The sequence below is a fragment of the Pedobacter kyungheensis genome, assembly GCF_000812965.1.
Taxonomy (GTDB): domain Bacteria; phylum Bacteroidota; class Bacteroidia; order Sphingobacteriales; family Sphingobacteriaceae; genus Pedobacter; species Pedobacter kyungheensis.
In genome coordinates this window covers 76,125-96,973 of the sequence record NZ_JSYN01000031.1, presented here as the reverse complement: position 1 = coordinate 96,973, position 20,849 = coordinate 76,125, and the positions used below count along the sequence as shown (strand labels likewise).

Sequence of the window (20,849 nt, the reverse complement as noted above, 5' to 3'; positions counted from 1 at the left end):
TCTTGATACATGTGTTCTGCAAAGGGGAAGAGACCCTGAAATAAATTCAGGGTGGCGTTCGGGTGTTAGATGTTTAGGGTGACGGTCTAGGGAGCAGGATGTTTAGGTGGTGATGCCAGGAGCGGGATTAATGGGGTGATCGTCATGCTGAACTTGTTTCAGCATCTCATGTTTTAAAGTAAGCCTCCTTGAAAGATGAAATCTGTAAGAGCCAAGAGACCCTGAAATAAATTCAGGGTGACGTTCTAGGGAGGGTGACGCCCGGAGGGGATTAATGAGGTAATCATCCTGCTGATCCTATAGCTATCGGATTTGTTTCAGCATCTCTTTAAGTGCGTAATCTATTCCAAATTCAAAAACAAATCATCCCAGTTGGGATTATGTTCATTAATTAAATTTATTTTCCATTGCCGCTTCCAGTTTTTGAGTTGTTTTTCTTTTGCAATGGCCTCTTCTATTTCAAAAAACTGTTCGTAATAAATTAGTTTATAGCAGTTGTATTTAGCAGTAAAAGAATTTGGATACTTCTTTTCGCGATGTTCTATAATTCTAAAATACAGCTCTGATGTAACTCCGATATAAAGTACGGTATGGTTTAGGTTAGTAAGGATATAAACGCAGCCACCTCTTTCCATATTTCATAAATTATCAAATGAATATACTAAATATTACCTCTTCGTAATCGTCATGCTGAACTTGTTTCAGCATCTCTTGTGGTAAGAGAGAATCGTCTTGATACAGGTATTCTGCAAGGGCGAAGAGACCCTGAAACAAGTTCAGGGTGACGGCCTAGGGAGGATTAATGAGATGATCGTCCTGCTAATCCGATAGCTATCGGATTTGTTTCAGCATCTCTGAAAGTAACAGAGATCATTTATATTATCTGCAAGGGTTAAGAGACCCTGAAATAAATTCAGGGTGACGGTCTCTTTATTGTTTGCCTCCTTAGGTTTTAATTGTTTAGCATGGGTTTAAAGCGATTGTCTCTGTTCCGCAGGTCCAAGCCTCCTTCGTAAACCGATTTTAAGTTAATCAGATAAAAACTCCAGCCATTGTGGCAACCCAAACGGATGTTTCGTTTCGAAGCTTCGTCGGTAGGGATGTGCTTTTGTGTAAGTTCTACTATCGTGTACTCGAATTCAGTGCGGAGGTTAATTTCAACCAGGCAATCTCCGGCAAAAGTAAACTGGAAATAATCGCTGCCATTGGCTTCGGTTATCGTACCCCTTTCAATATCATCGTACAGATACCAGATCCATTTATACTTATCCCCCTTAAGTGCGTTTTGTGTTTTGTTTAAAATTAGTCCGTTTTCATCAGCAAATTCGGCATCGGCCAAAAACCATTTTTCAATTTCACTCGCCGTTGTCCAGGCGTTGTAAATATCTTCAAGTTTGGCTTTAATGGCTACTTTTAAAGTAAATCTGGTCCAATCGAAATTTTCCATGGTATTTTATTAATCAAATACTAAGCAAACAGGTGCACCCACCTCAATTCTTTTACCGCTATCGGTTAATTTTCCTGATTTTTTATCTCGTTTAAAAATAACTACGTTATTGGTGTACTGATGGCCAACCAATAAGAAGTTTCCGCTTGGATCAATGCTAAAGTTCCGTGGGCCTTTACCTAAAGTACTTATAGTTTCAACGTGTTTTAACTTTCCGTTAGGCAAAACTGAGAAAGTGGAAATCGTGTTCGCATCACCCCGGTTGGTTTCGTATAAAAATTTTCCATCAGCAGATACATGAATGTCTGCAGCATCAACACGGCCGGCGAAATCTTTTGGCGTTGTGCCAATTTCGTCGATTTTGGTTAGCGTGCCGTTGGTATAAGCGAATACAGTGACAGATCCGCTAAATTCGTGCGCTAAATAGGCAAATTTCCCATTCGGACTAAAAGTAATGTGTCTTGGTCCGGTGCCCGCATTCGTTTTAAATACCGATTTCTGGGTTAATGTTTTGTCTTTGCCCGTTGCATTATACGAGTATAGGTAAGTTTGGTCTTCGCCTAGATCGTTAACAATTAAATATTTGTGATCAGGTGTAAACAAGGTCATGTGTACGTGGGCGCTCTGTTGTCTGCCTTTCGGATCAATGCTTTTTCCGGTATGTTTAATTGCCTGCGTAGCTTCAGTTAAAGAGCCGTCAGCATTGCGCGAAAATACAGCCAGGCTACCACCCGAATAATTGGCTACAATTACATTTTTAGCATCAGCAGTAATATAGCAGGGATCGGCACCCTGGCTATTTACTTTATTGATGAAAGTGAGTATTCCAGTTGTCGCATCATACTTAAAAGCGCTTACAGTACTGGTATTTCCGGTTTCGTTAACCGCGTAAGCATATTTTCTGTCGGGCGAAATGGCCAGGTAGCTTGGATTAGCAGTTGCTTTGGTAATGTGTTTTAAGCTTACATCAGCCGTTGAAGTATTAAAGTTATAGGTGTAAATGCCTTCGCTTTTGCCTGGAGCAGTGTAGGTGCCCACAATAAGATTATAGTTACTTTTTTGCGCCAGCGCAGCTGTTGATAGTACCGACATTAACAATATTGAAAAATACTTCTTCATAGAAAGATGATCTTGTTTTTAACAAATATGGGAAAAAAATATAAATCGGCTTAGTTTATCACAATTGATTCCTTTTGAATAACGGGGATGGTTGAGGTTTACCTTTAATGCTGCTTAATTGTGGCGATACAATCGCCTTTCTCTTGCATCCTCGTTGCAAACGAGGACGATATGGCGCAAAAAAAAAGGCAATCTTACGATTGCCCTGAGTATTATTTTATTAAGTGTTTAATCTGGATCAATTCGTGATCTTCCAGATAACGCCATCTGCCACGTGGCAAATCTTTTTTAGTTAAATTACCATAAACTACACGGTCTAATTTTTCTACACTGTAACCTAAGTGTTCGAAAATACGACGTACAATGCGGTTTTTGCCGCTGTGGATTTGAATGCCAATTTCTTTTTTAGTGCCACCAGCAACGTAAGAAATGTTATCGGGTTTAATTAAGCCATCTTCCAGCTCTAAACCGAAAGCAATTTTGTTTAAATCGCCCTGCGATAAAGCTTTATTTAGCTCCACATTGTAAATTTTAGTGATCCCGTTTCTTGGATGCGATAATTTATCGGCCAGGTCGCCGTCATTAGTCATCAACAATAAACCGGTAGTATTGCGGTCTAAACGACCAACCGGGTAAATACGCTCGCGGCTGGCTTTGTCTACCAATTGCATTACCGTACGGCGTTCTTGCGGGTCGTCGGTTGTGGTGATGTAATCTTTTGGTTTGTTTAGCAATACGTAAACTTTTTTCTCACGCTTAAGTAGTTCGCCGTTGTAGCGCACTAAATCCTTCGAAGGATCAACTTTGTGACCCAGTTCGGTAACCGCTTCGCCGTTTACGGTAATAATGCCGGCAGCAATTAGCTCGTCGGCCTTACGGCGTGAGCAAATACCTGCATTAGAAATATATCTGTTTAGGCGAATTAAGCCTTTGTCTTCATTTGTTTTACGGGCCGGGGCAATAACTGTTCTTTCTGGACGGTTAAACTCCGTATCTCTTGGCTGAGCCTCTTCGCGTTTTCTGAACGGACGGGTATCGCCATCTTTCGGGGTTCTTGGTTTTACATCTCTTGAGCTTCCGGCACTTGGTTTAAAACCATCTCCTTTGCCTCTCGACTTGAAATCCTTGTAACCACCAGTTCTCGGTTTAAAATCTCTCGAATCTCCATCCTTAGATTTGAAATCGCGTTCTCCTGTTCTTGGTTTGTAATCTCTTGCTCCACCTTCTCTTGATTTAAAATCCCTGTCACCTGTTCTGGGTTTATAGTCTCTTGGACTTCCGTCTTTTGATTTGAAATCTCTATCTCCGGTTCTTGGTTTATAATCTCTCGATCCACTGCCTCTTGATTTGAAGCCACGATCTTCTGAAGCTGAACCAGTATCTTTGGATTTAAACTCACGGTCGCCAAATTTGAAGCTCTGTGGTTCCGAATCTTTCGATTTGAAATCACGTCCGCCGGCTCTTGGTTTGAAATCTTTTTTGTCTCCGAATGATTTGGATTTGAAATCTCTGTCTGTACTTCTGGGTTTGAAGCCTTCTTTAGAATCGGATGATTTTTTGAATTTGTTGTCTTTGTCGTCTGATCTTCTTTTGTCAGACCCGGCAGCATTGCTTCTGCCTTCTGTTCTCCGGCTGCCCGGTTTGGACTTGTCATCCCGACTGTTCCTGTTGTTTTTATTTATCATGATACGCTTTTAACCACATTAAAAATGCGGGCTGCAAATTTATAAAAAATAGCTGAACATAACAATTTTCGGAGCGGAAAAATCAGATAAAAAAATAGCCTCTAAAATAAGAAAAAAGGACTGAAAATCAAAATTGAAAATCGCCGTTTAAAGTGCTCTAAAGGCCGATTTTTGCAGATATTTTTGTAACTATTTGATAATGTGCTTATTATTTTTTACCTTTGCCAGCGTTTTTATATAAGTTCACCAAAAAAAGGAGGAAGATGTTAAAGAAACACATCGTACCATTTGCGGTAGTGGCAACACTATTTATCTTGGCAAAAGTGTTCACTTACCAAATGCCCTTAGCACAAAAAAGTCTTGTAAAAGAAGAAAAATTAAACACTACAACACCCAAATCTGATAGCCTGGAAGTTCAGTATGAGGCAGGTCCTCTTTCTTTAATGGCACAATTAAATTTCGCTCATGAGACTTTGCCGTTAGGCGACAAAAGAGTAGAGCGCAAAATGAAAAAAACACTTGCAGCACACACTTATGGTAATACCCAAACCAACCGTTTGCATGCAAAAGCGGCAAAATGGTTTCCGGTAATTGAGCCTATCCTTGCTGCATACGGAATTCCGAACGATTTTAAGTATTTGGCCCTGGTCGAATCTGGAATGGCTGAAGGAGTTTCGCCTAAAGGTGCAGCCGGAATCTGGCAATTTATGCCTGGTACTGCCCGCACGTATGGATTAAAAGTAAATGGTAGGGTTGATGAACGCTATAATTTGCGTAAATCAACCATCGCAGCCTGTAAATACATCAAAGAAATGTATCAGGGTTTAGAAAGCTGGACCTTAGTTGCTGCAGCTTATAACATTGGCGACGGACGCCTGCGCAAGCAAATCAATAATCAAAATCAGGATAATTATTACAAAATGAAGCTAAACCGCGAAACCGGTGGCTATGTTTATAAAGTAATTTCCATGAAACAGATTATGGAACATCCGAAACGTTACGGTTACGCAAAACCGAGAGTGTTATTGGCCTACAACGGCGAATAACTTAATTAAGATAAAGACAAGCATTTGGTAAGGCGTCCTGGTTTTCGAATCAGGACGCTTTTTTTTAAAGGTGATTACACCGATTAATGGATTAAACCGATTAGATCTGACAGTTTTTTACCACTAAAAACGCAAAGTCACTATTTAGCCAGGTTGGAATTTAGAACCAATTAAACAATTAACCTTTGTTTTCTTGCCACGGATTCACGGATAAGCACGGAGAGTTAGTTTCTACGCTTTGTTACTAATGAACTATTGACTAATGAACTAATAAGTTTGGAGTTAAGCGTTTGGCGTCAGTTAACCGATTTAAACAATTAACCATTATCCAGTTTGCAATTGGCAATTTGCAGTCACTAATGAACTAATGGTCATTGAATTTCCGCCAAACGCTTTTCGCTTTACGGCCAAAACCTTTTCTTTGTACTATGTTCAAACTGCGTATCCAGAAAATCATTAACCAGCCCGGCGATAACATTACTTTCCAATTTGAAGCCTTAGGAGAAAGCTATCCTAAATATCTGGCAGGGCAGTTTTTATCGCTGGTTTTTGAAGGAAAGCATGCTGAAATCAGGCGCTCGTATTCTTTTAACAGCTCGCCGGATGTGGATGAGCCGCTGGCGATTACTGTAAAACGGGTAGAAAATGGTGAAATTTCACGATTCCTACACCATAAAACAGCAGTTGGTGATGTGCTTTTGGCGCAGGAACCGCAGGGTTTGTTTAGTTATCAACCTATAGAAAACCTGGAGCGCGATATTTTTCTGTTTGGGGCGGGTGTAGGCATTACGCCACTGTTTTCGATCATGAAAACGGCACTGGTTACTGAGAAAAAATCTAAAATCACTTTGGTTTACAGTAATCGCTCCAAAGAGGAGACCTTGTTTTATGATGAGTTAAACGATTGGCAATTGCAATATCCCGAAAGGTTGAAAATTGTTTGGGTATTTAGCAACAGCAAAAATTTACTTACTGCCCGGTTAAATAAGTTTTATATCGAAAAACTGCTGAAAGAACATTTGTTGTTCGATCGTAACGATGCACTTTTCTACACCTGTGGTCCTATTATTTATATGGATTTATGTCGGATTACACTACTGGGCATGAGCTTTGAACTGAACCAGATTAAACGGGAAACCTTTGTGCTGCCCGAAGATGAAGTAGACGAAGATGACAGCACAGAAAAAGTAGTCGATAAAAATACCTATTCGGTAATTCTGAATTTTAAGGGCGAAACCTACCATCTGGATGTGCCCTGGCCCAAACGGATTTTGGATGTTGCCCTTGAGCATAAAATTAAACTGCCTTACAGCTGTCGTGGTGGGGTATGCAGCACGTGCGTGGCCAACTGCACTAAAGGAGGTGTGCGCATGGATTATAACGAGGTGCTAACCGATGATGAGTTGGAGAGAGGCAGGGTTTTGGTTTGTACCGGACACCCAACTGAGAATGGAACTACGATAGAGTGGTAGATTATTGCCTGTTGACGCCATTATTCTCGGTAGATTCGTCATCCCGAGCGTAGCATAGCGCAGTCGAGGAATCTGAACAGATGGCCGACACTAAACAAATCTTTAAAATACAAAACCCTTACCTCTTTATTGGCGTTTATGAGATATGACGAAAACTTTTTTTACGCTATTAATCTGCCTTTTCCAATTATCATCATTTGCTCAGGATACTGTAACCGTAAAAAGAGAATTTGCCAATAAAGCATATGTTTCTTTGTATAAAGAAAATGCCGATTTAAGTTATATCGCGCCAGGTGGCGAGTTTGGTGCGCCCTCAAAATACGTAATTAGCGGGAGGTTAACTACAGTCTTTATGCTTTTGGGAAGTTACAAGTCGCCTATTGCCCTTGCCCTGATCCCCGATTTTACCGTGCGTGTGCGAAATGAGTTTTCTGCAGCTGTGCGCACGCCAAGTTACCGCCTGGGTGGTGTGGTTTATGCACGGTTGAATACTGATCCGCAAAATTATCAGTACGTGGAGCTGACGTTTACCCATCACTCTAACGGGCAGGATGCTTCGCCCTACAATACCAATGGAACCATTAATACCCGGAACGGAAATTTTAATGCCAACAATTTAGCTCTTTCCTACCGTTTTGGAAATTTTACTATGCCTGGTATTGATGTAGGTTATTATTCTTTTAATCACCGTGTGGGCTTACAGTGGTATAAGTTTTTCAGGTATGAGCCAGCATTGAACGAGGGTTTTGGCTTTACACGCCTCTTGTATAATTTCTCCTGGCGTAAATACGATGAGATTGAAAAGCGCCGCCAGGATAAAAATCAGGTTAAGGCCGAAAAGGAAACCTGGCGCTTAAATACCGAGTTTTCGTATGCAATCAATAAAATCCCGGCTAAAAATCTGGCCAATATTCAGAAAAGGTTAAATGCTGAAATCAATTTCAATTATAGTTTTCCATTTATGCATAATATATTCCTGATGGCTGCTGTAGGCTATTATGGAGAAGATAATTACAATATTTATTTCCAGGATCATTACGGGTATGTACGCCTGGGCTTATCATCTGGTTTCCTTAGAAATAGAAGTAGACATTATGAAAATTAAACCGTAATACAGATTGGTTTTGACTTTCTTTTTGATAAAATTTTTAGCAATTTTGCCGATTGAAATCCGGTTTGTTTTCAGGCATGGTTTCCTCCCAACTTTAAATAAAATATGAGCAATAAATCTATCGACCTCGGCGAGCAAAAAGATGTAGAAGTATATGGTGCGAGGGTACATAATTTAAAGAATATAGATGTGAGTTTTCCGCGCAACCAGCTCGTTGTAATTACGGGTTTAAGTGGTAGCGGGAAATCATCCCTGGCTTTCGATACCATTTATGCCGAGGGGCAGCGCCGCTACATGGAAACATTTAGTGCCTACAGCCGTCAGTTTATGGGTGGGATGGAGCGCCCCGATGTTGATAAGGTTTCGGGTTTGAGTCCGGTTATTGCCATTGAGCAAAAAACCACCAGCAAAAATCCACGTTCTACAGTTGGTACCATTACCGAGATTTACGATTTTATGCGTTTGCTCTATGCGCGCGTAGCCGATGCCTACTCATACAATACGGGTGAGAAGATGGAGCGCATGAGTGAAGATCAAATCCTGCAGAACATTTTCCAGAAATTTGATGGTATTGCCGTAAATATTTTAGCCCCGGTGGTTAAAGGGAGGAAAGGGCATTACCGCGAGCTTTTCGAGCAAATCCGCAAGCAAGGTTACGTAAAGGTGCGTGTAGATGGGGAAATTAAAGATATTACGGCCAAAATGCAGGTCGACCGTTATAAAATACACGATATTGAAGTGGTAATTGATCGCTTGATTATTGATCAGAAGGATAAAAAACGCCTGCTGGATTCATTGCAAACTGCCATGAAAATGGGTAAAGGCGTCATCAAAATCAGCGATAAGGATAACCATGTGGCCCATTTCAGTAAGTTTCTGATGTGCCCAACCACTGGCATTTCTTATGATGAACCTCAGCCAAACAGTTTCTCGTTTAACTCGCCTTATGGCGCCTGCGAGCGTTGCGATGGCCTGGGTTATATATTCGTGGTGGATAAAGAATCGGTTATCCCGAATCCCAAGCTCAGTATTTTAAACGGAGGTTTGGCCCCGCTTGGCGAGTACCGCGATATCTGGATGTTCCAGGTGTTGAAAGCATTGGCTAAAAAATACAGCTTCTCCCTTTCTACGCCAATCGAAAAACTAAGCGACGAGGTAATCAACATGATTTTAAACGGCTCGCCTGATTTAATCAAAGTTGAGGTCGAGTACAATAAATGGAATGTGCAGAATTATAATATCACCTTCGATGGTATTATTAAAATGCTGGAAGAACAGAACGAAAAAAGAAGTGAATCTGCATCTGACGATATGGATGAGTTCCGCAAACTGAAAACCTGTCCGGAATGTAATGGTGCCCGTTTAAAAAAGGAAAGCCTGCATTTTAAAGTAGATGGAAAAAATATTTTCGAGCTTTCTTCTATGGATATCAATGATCTGCATAAATGGTTCGAAAAAGTTGATGAACGGTTGTCAGACCGCCAGAATATTATCGCAAAAGAGATTTTAAAAGAAATTAAAGCCAGGATTGGGTTCTTAACCGATGTAGGTTTAACTTATTTAACTTTAGATAGAACTGCACGCACCCTTTCAGGAGGCGAAGCACAGCGGATTCGTCTGGCTACGCAGATTGGTTCGCAATTGATGAACGTAATGTACATTCTGGATGAGCCGAGTATTGGTTTGCACCAGCGCGATAACGAACGTTTGATTAATGCCTTGAAAAACCTGCGCGATTTAGGTAATACCGTTTTAGTGGTGGAGCACGATAAGGATATGATTCTGGAGGCCGACTGGGTAATTGATGTTGGTCCGGGGGCTGGTATTCATGGCGGAACAGTAGTGGCCGAGGGTACAGCAAAAGAAATCCTGAAATCGAAAACTTTAACTTCTGCTTACTTAAACGGAACCAAAAAAATTGAAACCCCGAAAGAACGTAGAAAAGGTAATGGCCATAAATTGTCGATTATCAAAGCTACCGGACATAACCTGAAATCGGTTTCGGTAGATTTTCCGCTGGGTAAATTTATTGCAGTAACCGGGGTATCTGGCTCAGGTAAATCGAGTTTAATTACCGAAACCTTATACCCGATATTAAACCACCATTTCTTCAGGGCTAAAAAAACACCACTTCCTTACGAGAAAATTAGTGGCTTAAAAGAAATTGATAAGGTAATTGAGATCGATCAGGCGCCAATTGGCAGAACGCCGCGCTCAAATCCTTCTACTTATACCGGTGTATTTTCTGATATCCGTAACCTGTTTGTACAATTGCCCGAAGCTAAAATAAGGGGGTATAAACCGGGGCGTTTTTCTTTTAATGTGAAAGGCGGCCGTTGCGAAACCTGTCAGGGAGCCGGATTGAAGGTCATTGAAATGAATTTCCTGCCTGATGTACAGGTGCCTTGCGAAGAATGTGGTGGCAAACGCTATAACCGCGAAACTTTAGAGGTGCGTTTCCGTGGCAAATCGATTAGCGATGTGCTCGATATGAGCATTGAAGATGCCTGTGATTTCTTTGAGAATATTCCGATCATTTACAGAAAAATTAAAACCTTAAAAGATGTTGGTTTAGGCTACATTACTTTAGGCCAATCGTCTGTTACATTATCGGGTGGCGAGGCTCAGCGGGTTAAGCTGGCTACCGAGCTATCGAAAAAAGATACCGGAAAAACCTTCTATATTTTAGATGAACCTACCACCGGACTTCATTTTGAAGATATTCATGTGCTTTTAGGTGTATTGCAGGAGCTGGTTGATAAAGGAAACACCATTTTGGTCATCGAACACAATTTAGATGTGGTAAAAGTTGCCGATTGGGTAATTGATCTGGGCGAAGAAGGTGGAGCCGGAGGGGGCAGGATCCTGTTTGAAGGTACCCCTGAAGGTTTAATTCAGAATCCAATCAGTTTAACCGGTAAATTTTTGAAAAAGGAAATGGAGTATAGTCCGGAGTCCGCAGTCGGAAGTCAGGAGTCTACTGCCAAAGCGCCAAAGAAAAGCAAGGCCACAAAGAAATAGCATACATTATATCAGTATAGAGAATCAAGTATCAGAGCCAAAATGCATCTTGATACTTGATTCTCGGTACTTACTACTCGATACTTACTACTTGATACTCATTACTTCATACTAAAATGATCTTCACCGATACCCATACCCATTTATATTACGAGCAGGATGCCGAAAAGCAGGCGCAATTAATGGAGCGTTGCTTTGAGCACAATGTAAACCGGTTATTTCTGCCTAACGTTGATGTAAAGTCTATCGCAATGATTGACGATATGGTTGCGAAATATCCTGAAAACTGTTTTGCAATGGCAGGTTTGCACCCTTGCGATGTAAAGGAAGATTACCTGACTCTGCTCGACGAAATTTACGCGAGTATAGCTGGCCGGAAAATTTACGCTATTGGCGAAATCGGGATCGATTTATACTGGGATAAAACTACGCTCGCCATCCAGCAAGATGCTTTTCATAAACAAATTGCCTGGGCAAAAGATTTGGGTTTGCCAATCGTAATCCATTGTCGTGAGGCCTTTGATGAAGTTTTTGAGGTTTTGGAAAGTGAAAGGGGCGAAAAGCTGCGCGGGATTTTTCATTGCTTTACCGGTAATTTAGCACAGGCCAAACAGGCTATCGATTTAAATTTTTATTTGGGCATAGGCGGGGTGGTTACGTATAAAAAAGCCGGACTGGATGCGGTACTTGCCGATATTCCACTAAATAACCTGGTGCTGGAAACCGACTCGCCTTATCTGGCGCCGGTACCTTTCCGCGGTAAACCCAACGAAAGCAGTTACCTGATTTATGTTGCCCAGAAACTGGCCGATATTTACAGTCTGCCTATTGAGGAAATTGCTGCAGTAACTACTGAAAATTCGAAAAAGATATTCGGGATTTAATGTGACCTACTGGTCGGTGCCTCACCAGCCAGCTTGGATGCTACTGACTGGTGTCCTCACCAGCTCATCTGTTCGTAGAGTTCCGCAGGCTCTACGGATTTTGAATGGAATAGAGTCTGCGACTCGTTAGTGATCTACTGGCTGGTGTCCTCACCAGCCAGCTCAGTGTAATCGTTTTACTGATTTTGTAAATAAAAGTCCTATTTTTTATTTTATTAGCAACTAAAGCGTTTTAATAAGTGTTTTTGTTGCTAATTTAAAAATATTGGCCCGTCATTTGCAAATTTTTGCTTTCTTTGCGCTGAGCAACCTTTACCAACCAAATGACCAAAGTACTTATAATTTATACCGGTGGTACCATCGGTATGGTTAACGATCCTACCAACGGGATGTTAGTTCCCTTTAATTTCGAACAGATCAAAGAAAATGTTCCGGAGTTAAACCGTTTAGATTACCAGTTAGATGTGCATTCTTTTAATCCGGTACTCGATTCTTCAAACATGGATCCCGAAATCTGGAAGACTTTGGCCGACCTGATTTACAATAAGTACGATCAGTACGATGGTTTTGTGATTCTGCATGGTTCTGATACCATGGCTTTTACTGCATCGGCATTGAGCTTTATGCTCGAAAACCTCGATAAACCTGTGGTTTTAACGGGCTCGCAACTGCCAATTGGCGAAATCAGGACGGATGCTAAAGAGAATTTAATTACCGCGCTGGAAATTGCGGCTACCAAAGAAGGGGGTAAGGCGCTTTTTCCCGAAGTTTGCATTTATTTTGATGCACAGCTGTTCAGGGGTAACCGCTCTATTAAATACAATAGTGAAAAATTTGAGGCTTTTCGTTCGCCAAATTACCCGATTTTGGCCGAAGCTGGTGTGCACCTTCAGTTCTACAGAAATTATGTTCTTAAAGCCCCTCAGGGCGAATTAACCCTGCATACCAATTTCAATTCGAATATCGGTGTGCTGAAATTATACCCCGGTATTACCCCTCAAGCTGTTCAGGCCATTACCGATTCGAAAGTTGATGCCATTATTTTAGAAACATTTGGATCAGGCAATACCACCACTGCGCAATGGTTTTTAGATAGTTTACGCCAGGCCATTCTAAATGGTAAGATTATTATCGATATTTCGCAGTGTAAAAAAGGATCGGTACAGCTAGGTCGTTACGAAACCAGCAGAGAACTCCTGAAAATGGGCGTATTGAGTGGCTACGATTTAACTTTCGAAGCAACCGTAACCAAACTCATGTTTGTAATGGGCCTGGGTTTACCACTTGAAGAAAGCCGCCGATTGATGGAAGAACCGCTAAGGGGAGAGCTGACTAAAGATTAAGCGATAATAAGATCAGGATTCTTGCAAAAAACCTTTTCCCACTTTTGAAGGGGGCAGGGGGATGATTTAGGTCAACTTTCGCAAAAATTATCTCTTAAAAGAAAAAAGATGCTGAAACAAGTTCAGCAGGACGGACAGGCTGCGAGATCTTCGTAAAAAAAAGTAAAACTTCTGCAATTATGAGCAGTATCATTTCGGTAATCCGGTTTTAGCCCTATTTTTGCTAGTAAAGAGTTTTAAGGTATAGGGTTTAAGGCATAAGGTTATGTCTTGATACTTGATACACAACAACTCGATACTTATTAATCATGAAAATAGAACAAATATATACAGGATGCCTGGCAGAAGCTGCATATTACATTGAAAGTAATGGCGAGGCTGCAATTATCGACCCTTTAAGAGAAGTTACCACTTATTTAAAAAAGGCCGAAAAAGCTGGGGCTGTAATTAAATATATTTTCGAAACCCATTTTCATGCCGATTTCGTTTCGGGCCATGTAGATTTGGCTGAGAAATCGGGGGCGGAGATTATTTATGGTCCTACGGCCAAAACTGAGTTTAAAGCACACATTGCCAAAGATGGCGAGCAGTTTAAAATAGGTGCCTTAACCATTACAGCCCTACACACTCCGGGGCATACGCTAGAATCGACTACTTATTTGCTAACCGATGAGGACGGCAAAGATCACTGTATTTTTACCGGTGATACGTTGTTTATTGGTGATGTTGGCCGCCCCGATCTGGCTCAAAAAGGCAATTTAACCATGGAAGATTTAGCGGGGATGCTGTACGATTCGTTAAACGAAAAAATTAAACCTTTGGCCGATGATGTAATTGTTTACCCGGCACATGGTGCGGGATCGGCTTGCGGCAAAAGCATGAGTAAAGAAACTTTTGATACCCTGGGCCATCAAAAACAGGTAAACTATGCATTGAAAGCTGAAACCAAAGAACAGTTTATTGCCGAAGTTACCGATGGTATTCTGCCTCCGCCACAATATTTTGCCAAAAACGCAGCCATTAATAAAGGCGGAGTTGAAAGCATTGATGAAGTATATGAAAAAGGTCTGAATGCTTTAAATCCTCAGCAATTTGAAGATCTGGCCAACCAAAGCGGAGCCATTATGCTTGATACCCGCGATCCGCAGGTTTTTGCAAAAGGTTTTATCCCCAATTCAATTAATATTGGTTTAAACGGGCAGTTTGCTCCCTGGGTTGGCGCCTTAATCAGCGATTTACAGCAACCCATTTTATTGATAACCGAGCAGGGCAAAGCAGAAGAAACCATTACGCGCTTAACGCGTGTAGGTTACGATAGTACCATTGGTTACCTGGATGGTGGTTTCGAAAACTGGATTGCTGCCAATAAAGAAATAGATACCATTGAATCGATTTCGGCTGAGGCTTTTGAACAAGCCGCTGCTAATGCCGAAATTACTGCACTCGATGTGCGTAAACCCGGCGAATACGAGTCTGAACACCTGGAGTTTACGCTTAGCCGCCCTTTAGATTTTATAAACGACTGGATGGGTGAAATTGATCCGAAAGCAACTTACTACATTCACTGCGCTGGCGGTTACCGCTCTATGATTGCCGCATCGATCCTAAAATCGCGCGGGGTAGAGCAGGTAATTGATGTAGCCGGTGGCTATGGTGCCATTAAAAATACAGGTTTAAAAAGAACCGATTTTGCCTGCCCAAGTAAAGCAATGAAAGTTTAATAAATTGTCACATTGAGCTTGTCGAAATGCAATCGAGGTTCTTCGATAGGCTCAGAATGACATCCTAAGATATAATACGTTGGTAAATCAAAATCACTACGACCTTTTAATTATAGGTGCCGGCCCCATTGGTATGGCCTGTGCCATCGAAGCTCAAAAAGCCAATCTTAACTATATCATTGTAGAAAAAGGTGCGTTGGTAAACAGTTTATTCAACTATCCGGTTTTTATGACTTTCTTTTCAACCTCGCAAAGGCTCGAAATAGGAGGTGTACCCTTTGTAACCATTAACCCGAAACCAAACCGTAACGAAGCAGTTGAATATTACCGTCGCGTGGCCGAAAAATTCGACCTTAAAATTAATTTGTTTGAAAGGGTAAACCAGGTTAACAAAAAGGATGATGGTCTGTTCGAAATCAGTACTTCGAAAACCAGCTATACGGCTAAAAATGTAGTGGTAGCTACCGGCTTTTACGATGTGCCTTTACTGATGAATGTACCGGGAGAGGATTTACCTAAGGTTACCCATTACTATAAAGACCCGCATTTGTATGCTTTTCAAAATGTAGTGGTTGTTGGGGCCAATAACTCGGGGGTTGATGCCGCTTTAGAAACTTACCGAAAAGGTGCAAATGTAACCATGGTAGTACGCAGTGGCGAATTGGGCCCGAATGTGAAATATTGGGTGCGGCCCGATATCCAAAACCGGATTAAAGAAGGAGAGGTTAAAGCCCTGTTCAATTCGGAACTGGTAGCCATAAGGGAAAATGAGGTAGATATTAAAACACCTGAAGGAATACAAACTATTGCCAATGATTTTGTAATTGCGATGACAGGCTATCAGCCAGATTTTTCGATGTTACGAAAATTCGGTATTGAACTGCCTGAAAGCCTTTGTCCGGCTTATAACGAAGAAACAATGGAAACCAATGTGAAAGGCTTGTACCTGGCAGGAGTAGTTTGCGGCGGTTTAGATACGCACAAGCTTTTTATCGAAAACTCGCGGGTACATGCCGAAATGATTGTGAAGCACATTGCAGGTTAAAACACTTACTGGTTGGTGTCATCATCAACCGGTACATAAAATGCTGTTTTTTCTTCGGGTATTGATTCTGAATGCAATGTGCTTTAAGATTCCCAATCAAGTTGGGAATGACGGATCGCGCTTTATTGGTTGGTGTCATCACCAACCAGCTAATAACCTAATTTTTCTTCGGGTACAACCAGCCCAAGCCTTTATACAAAGCATTGTGTAAAATGGTTAAATGGTTTTCATTTGGCAGCAGCACATCATTTACTTTTAATTTTGGATAAAGCTTTAATGCAGTAGCAAGATTTTTTGCATCGCCTTCCATAACCTTACCCTCATTGCCTGTGGCAATAAAGATATTCGCTTTTGCTTTAGCCAGATTTGGAGCATATTTAGGCATATCTTTTAAAAGTGACTCATTATTCCACCATAAACTGGGGCTAATAATAAGGTAATTGGTAAAAAGTTCAGGTTTTTTAAGGAGTATTTCGGTAGCCAGCAAACCACCTAACGACTGGCCGATTAATGTTTTCGACTCACTGGTTTTGTATTTTTGCTGCACAAAAGGCTGAAGTTCTTTTTCGATAAAAGTAATGAAGCTGGCCGATTTACCGGTAGTTGGAAAATCTTTTAAATCTGCAGCAATGCTGGTAGGGTAGGTAAAATCCCTTTTCCGGTCTACATTGGCAATACCCACTACAATCGATTTGGGCATGGCCTCAATCATGGTTAAGAATTGTACCAGGCCTGTAACATGAATGAAGTCTTCGTTGGCAGAGCCATCCAACAGGTAAATTACGGGATAGGTTTTGGCCGAATCGGGCGAATAACCTTCGGGCAGGTATACGTTTAAGGTTCTGGTTTCGGCAAGTTGTTTCGAGTTAATTTTTTCAATTTTGCCTAAAACAAAGGGTTGTTCTTGCGAAAAGCAAAGGTTTGCACTGATGATGCAGGTGACTAACAGGCTAAAAAGGAATTTCATGGGATTGATATTTACTGCAACGGTAAGCAATATATTTGATAATTGGCAGATTTGAAATCAGTTACCCGTTTAACTTGTTAAATACGAGAGAAATAATTGTGACTTAATTATTTCTGCTTTTAGTGTGCTGGTAGGTAGCAAACAGCATAATTGCTATTGCTATTGTTTGAATTAACAAAATACAGTTAACAGGTGTTAAAATTGCCGCAATAATTCCTTCTTCTGAGGGAGCTACTTCTTTTGCTACCGTGATTTGACGAGCCTCTAATTCGCTTAACAAGAATACGATAGAATCCACTTTGAATATGAGTATTACCAGACCAAAACCTAATGCCAAGAAAATAAAGAATGGAATTTTTCGATTAAAGGCACGTTTGCTTTCTTTGATAAGAAACAATATGAATGAAAATATAATAAAAAAACCAAGTAAAAAATGATGATTTTTTATAATAAAATAAGTATCATGGAGGTTGATATCTATATCTTTTTCGAAAAGAGATTTTCCCAATAAGGCAAAGTTAACGGCAATCGTAACTATCAGGCAACCAAAGAGCCAAAGGGTTTCGTGAAGTAAAGTTTTGTTTTTCATCTTGAGCGTTGTATTTAGCTTAATGAGCTAAATCTATTCTTAGGCCTTTAATTGGCAATTTGTAATTATATACTTTAAATTAATGTACAGGCACTTTTAAAACATTGCCCACAAAACTATCGATAGCGGTTTCTACACTGGGTAAATCTTTTGAGGTAATGTAACAGCCAAGTACATGGTTACCGGCATTGGGAATGGCCATTTTACGTTTCAGGTTTTCGGGGGTGCCCAGCTGATCAAACATTTTAAGCATGGCATCTACCCGTACAACTGGGTCTTGCTCCAGTTCATTTTTATAATAGTAGAGCATTAAAACAGGCTGTTTTACTTTTTCGAAAACCTTTTTGGTCATGGTACTTTCTACAAACTCCTGCAATTCTACCAGCGATTCGATGCGGTAATTGGTGTACCAGTATTTTTTATATTCTAAGGTGCGGCCATCAACCTTGCGCTCATCGCTGCCTAATACCCTGCGGGCAATTTGCAAACCCCAGGGATCGTTAAGCATCCAGGCATTTTTATCGTTAATGGCTACATTGGGAGAAAGTAAAATGATGCTGTTAATTTCGGGGTAAGTGGCAGCGAGTTTCAACGCAACCGTACCACCGGTAGAGGTGCCCACCAAAATAACCTTTTTGCCCAGTTTTTTGCCGATGGCATAAGCCTGCTTACTGGTTTCCCAGAGGCGGTCGGCCGTAAAATACTGCATGGGTGCCAGGGTATCGATACCATGATCGGCCAGGCGGGCCAGGTATAAATTGGCGTGTAGTTTTTTAGCCAAATCAAGATGCACAGGATTGCCTTCGGTTTTTGAAGCCGAAAAGCCATGCAGGTACACTACAGCATATTCGGTTTGCTGGTGACTGCTATCGGCCCAGACAATTTCGGCGGCATTGCCGGGTTTTATTTTGTGATGGGCTTCGATGCCGGCTACATAATTATCGAGCTCATCGAGATCGGGTACCAATGTAAGCTGTTGGTTGTAAACTGGTTTTTTGGGCTTTGGACCTAATAAATAGCCCGCCACGAGCAGTACCGAAATGCCCAATACGATTTTGTAGCGCTTTTTCATCTATTTAGATTGAATGGTTTAAATGTAAACTTTTGAAATAAATAAAGCTAATTTTTTAACGAATTGCTTATGGCGGTTGAGGGGTTGTTTACCTGCAGCTGCCATTGATTTTAAACCTGATAGCGCCAAATAGCCCGCAACCCGAAGCATGAGGGCGAGGACTATGGGCAATAGCAGGACGAAAGCTGTTAATAATTACCGGCTTTGCTTTACCCAACCGGTACAATGCTTTGCAATAGATTATCTTTTTATGGGAAATTAGCTTAAGTTTGCAGTCAAAATTTTTCGACTTAATGCCGGGAATCGAACAGATAAAAACACCTATTGCCGCTGATATTAAAGCGTTTGAGAAAACCTTTAAAGAATCTATGCATAGCGACGCACCGTTGCTGGATAGGATTACCCATTATATTGTAAAGCAAAAAGGTAAACAAATGCGGCCTATGTTCGTGTTTTTTGCCGCTAAACTGTGCGGTGGAATTACCGAATCTACACACCGTGGGGCTGCCCTGGTAGAACTTTTGCATACGGCCACGTTGGTGCATGATGATGTGGTGGATAATGCCTATGAGCGCCGCGGCTTTTTCTCGATTAATGCTTTATGGAAGAATAAAATTGCTGTTTTGGTTGGCGATTATCTGCTGGCTAAAGGGCTTTTACTTTCGGTAAACAATAACGAGCACCGTTTGTTACAAATAGTATCGGAAGCGGTAAAACAAATGAGTGAGGGCGAGCTGTTACAGGTTGAAAAGGTGCGGCGGATGGATATTTCGGAGGATTTATACTTTGATGTAATCCGTCAGAAAACGGCCTCTTTAATTGCTTCGTGTTGTGCTGCTGGTGCTGCATCGGCCGGAGCTGATGATGCAACGATTGAAAAAATGCGTCTGTTTGGCGAAAAAGTAGGTATTGCCTTTCAGATTAAAGATGATACTTTCGATTTCGGTACCGATGATGTTGGTAAACCGCTTGGGATTGATATTAAGGAGAAAAAAGTAACCTTACCTTTAATTTACGCGCTAAATAAAGCCGAGAAAACTGAACGCAAAAGAATGATTAACCTGGTTAAAAACCACCAGGATGATCCGGTTAAGATTCAGCAGATTATTGATTTTGTAAATGCCCATGAAGGGGTTTATTATGCCAACCAAAAAATGCTGGAATACCAGAACAAGGCTTTCGCCATTTTGCATGGCTTTGATGCAGGCGAAGCAAGGACAGGATTAGAGCAGCTTGTACTTTATACTACAGAACGTAAAAAATAATGACTAACGAACTACTTTTCAGCTTAGGTTTTCTTTTGTTTATTGTGCTGATACTGGCTTTGGATTTAGGCCTTTTTAGCCGGAAAGAGCACGTTGTTAGCTTAAAACAAGCTGGTATAATGAGCCTGGTTATGGTTGCCCTGGCCCTTGGCTTTTATTTTTTGTTGCTAACAGAAGGCCACCAGCTGCATGGAATTAAAGATTTTGCCCACCTGAAGGATATCGTAATCAGGCACCAGCACCATATTAAACTTATTCCAGACGATTTTGAAGGTAGTTTAGCCATTTACAGGCAAAACCTGGGGCTTGAGTTTTTAACTGGTTACGTAATAGAATATGCCCTCTCTGTTGATAATATTTTTGTAATCGTACTCATATTCTCGGCCTTTGCGGTTGAAGAAAAATATTACCACCGTGTATTGTTCTGGGGTATTTTGGGCGCAATTATTATGCGTTTCATCTTCATTTTTGTGGGTGCTGCGCTTATTGCCAAGTTTGCCTGGATTTTATACCTGTTTGGTGCCTTCCTGGTGTTTACAGGCGTAAAAATGTTTTTCAGCAAGGATGATGACGATAAAATCGATCCTGAAAATCACCCGGTAGTTAAATGGGCTTCTAAAATATTTTCGATACACCCTAAATATGAGGGTAAAAAATTCTTTGTAAAAATTGACCATAAAACATTGGTTACGCCTTTGTTTTTGGTATTGCTGATCGTTGAATTTACCGATTTACTATTCGCTGTAGATTCGATACCGGCTATTTTTGCGGTGACCAAAGACCCGTATATCGTATTTTTCTCTAACATTTTTGCCATTATGGGCTTGCGGTCGATGTTCTTTTTATTGGTGAACATTATTCATAAATTCCATTATTTAAAAACAGGTTTAGCGGTGCTGCTTGCTTTTATCGGGGTAAAGATGCTGGGCCATACTTACCTGGAGAAATGGGGTTTTACCACCGAACATTCGCTGATTATTATCCTGGCGATACTGGTTATCAGTATTGTGGCTTCGCTGGTTTTCCCAAAGAAAAAGGTGCAGGTGAAACCTTAATTTTTAT

General features: G+C 41.0%; 17 protein-coding genes. 10 read left to right on the top strand and 7 right to left on the bottom strand.

Going from position 1 to position 20,849, the window contains the following annotated elements; all coding sequences use genetic code 11:
- Positions 1–341 precede the first annotated feature (341 nt).
- From OC25_RS22345 to OC25_RS22330, 4 genes are all read right to left on the bottom strand, one after another.
- Positions 342–635 (bottom strand): GIY-YIG nuclease family protein, encoded by a 294-nt coding sequence (locus tag OC25_RS22345; RefSeq protein ID WP_039480895.1) that lies wholly within the window; start codon positions 633–635, stop codon positions 342–344.
- Positions 636–952: 317 nt separating this feature from the next.
- Complete coding sequence (locus OC25_RS22340; RefSeq protein WP_039480892.1) at positions 953–1,447, bottom strand: SRPBCC family protein; 495 nt, start codon at positions 1,445–1,447, stop codon at positions 953–955.
- Between the two features lie 9 nt (positions 1,448–1,456).
- Positions 1,457–2,566: a lactonase family protein gene (locus tag OC25_RS22335; protein WP_039480889.1), complete on the bottom strand. Its 1,110-nt coding sequence runs from the start codon at positions 2,564–2,566 to the stop codon at positions 1,457–1,459.
- A 212-nt stretch (positions 2,567–2,778) separates the two neighbouring features.
- Positions 2,779–4,251, bottom strand: coding sequence for a pseudouridine synthase (locus OC25_RS22330; protein WP_039480883.1), 1,473 nt, complete (start codon positions 4,249–4,251; stop codon positions 2,779–2,781).
- 263 nt (positions 4,252–4,514) lie between these two features.
- On the opposite strand from OC25_RS22330, the gene OC25_RS22325 reads away from it, so the two are divergent.
- The 8 genes from OC25_RS22325 to OC25_RS22290 all read left to right on the top strand — a co-directional run bounded on the left by OC25_RS22325 (position 4,515) and on the right by OC25_RS22290 (position 15,894).
- Complete coding sequence (locus tag OC25_RS22325; protein ID WP_039480879.1) at positions 4,515–5,297, top strand: lytic transglycosylase domain-containing protein; 783 nt, start codon at positions 4,515–4,517, stop codon at positions 5,295–5,297.
- 428 nt (positions 5,298–5,725) lie between these two features.
- Positions 5,726–6,769: a ferredoxin--NADP reductase gene (locus OC25_RS22320; protein WP_039480876.1), complete on the top strand. Its 1,044-nt coding sequence runs from the start codon at positions 5,726–5,728 to the stop codon at positions 6,767–6,769.
- 145 nt (positions 6,770–6,914) lie between these two features.
- Positions 6,915–7,874, top strand: a complete 960-nt coding sequence (locus OC25_RS22315; protein ID WP_039480873.1) for a hypothetical protein — start codon at positions 6,915–6,917, stop codon at positions 7,872–7,874.
- Between the two features lie 111 nt (positions 7,875–7,985).
- Positions 7,986–10,901 (top strand): excinuclease ABC subunit UvrA, encoded by a 2,916-nt coding sequence (uvrA, locus tag OC25_RS22310; protein WP_052266392.1) that lies wholly within the window; start codon positions 7,986–7,988, stop codon positions 10,899–10,901.
- 116 nt (positions 10,902–11,017) lie between these two features.
- Positions 11,018–11,785: a TatD family hydrolase gene (locus tag OC25_RS22305; protein ID WP_039480871.1), complete on the top strand. Its 768-nt coding sequence runs from the start codon at positions 11,018–11,020 to the stop codon at positions 11,783–11,785.
- A 323-nt stretch (positions 11,786–12,108) separates the two neighbouring features.
- Positions 12,109–13,128 carry an asparaginase gene (locus OC25_RS22300; protein WP_039480869.1) on the top strand — a complete coding sequence of 340 codons (1,020 nt, stop codon included), beginning with the start codon at positions 12,109–12,111 and terminating at the stop codon, positions 13,126–13,128.
- A gap of 308 nt (positions 13,129–13,436) precedes the next feature.
- The gene (locus tag OC25_RS22295) at positions 13,437–14,849 is read left to right on the top strand and encodes an MBL fold metallo-hydrolase (protein WP_039480866.1); all 1,413 of its coding nucleotides are present in this window, start codon (positions 13,437–13,439) and stop codon (positions 14,847–14,849) included.
- Between the two features lie 79 nt (positions 14,850–14,928).
- The gene (locus OC25_RS22290) at positions 14,929–15,894 is read left to right on the top strand and encodes a YpdA family putative bacillithiol disulfide reductase (protein ID WP_039480863.1); all 966 of its coding nucleotides are present in this window, start codon (positions 14,929–14,931) and stop codon (positions 15,892–15,894) included.
- A 157-nt stretch (positions 15,895–16,051) separates the two neighbouring features.
- On the opposite strand, the gene OC25_RS22285 is transcribed toward OC25_RS22290, so the two are convergent.
- The 3 genes from OC25_RS22285 to OC25_RS22275 all read right to left on the bottom strand — a co-directional run bounded on the left by OC25_RS22285 (position 16,052) and on the right by OC25_RS22275 (position 18,522).
- Complete coding sequence (locus OC25_RS22285; RefSeq protein WP_039480860.1) at positions 16,052–16,861, bottom strand: alpha/beta hydrolase; 810 nt, start codon at positions 16,859–16,861, stop codon at positions 16,052–16,054.
- Positions 16,862–16,964: 103 nt separating this feature from the next.
- Positions 16,965–17,450: a hypothetical protein gene (locus OC25_RS22280; protein ID WP_039480857.1), complete on the bottom strand. Its 486-nt coding sequence runs from the start codon at positions 17,448–17,450 to the stop codon at positions 16,965–16,967.
- A 79-nt stretch (positions 17,451–17,529) separates the two neighbouring features.
- Positions 17,530–18,522: an alpha/beta hydrolase gene (locus OC25_RS22275; RefSeq protein WP_039480854.1), complete on the bottom strand. Its 993-nt coding sequence runs from the start codon at positions 18,520–18,522 to the stop codon at positions 17,530–17,532.
- A gap of 293 nt (positions 18,523–18,815) precedes the next feature.
- Between OC25_RS22275 and OC25_RS22270 the strand changes: the two genes are divergently transcribed.
- Complete coding sequence (locus tag OC25_RS22270) at positions 18,816–19,787, top strand: polyprenyl synthetase family protein (protein ID WP_039480850.1); 972 nt, start codon at positions 18,816–18,818, stop codon at positions 19,785–19,787.
- Positions 19,787–20,842, top strand: a complete 1,056-nt coding sequence (locus OC25_RS22265) for a TerC/Alx family metal homeostasis membrane protein (RefSeq protein ID WP_039480847.1) — start codon at positions 19,787–19,789, stop codon at positions 20,840–20,842. Before OC25_RS22270 ends, OC25_RS22265 begins: the two co-directional genes overlap by 1 nt.
- Positions 20,843–20,849: the final 7 nt, after the last annotated feature.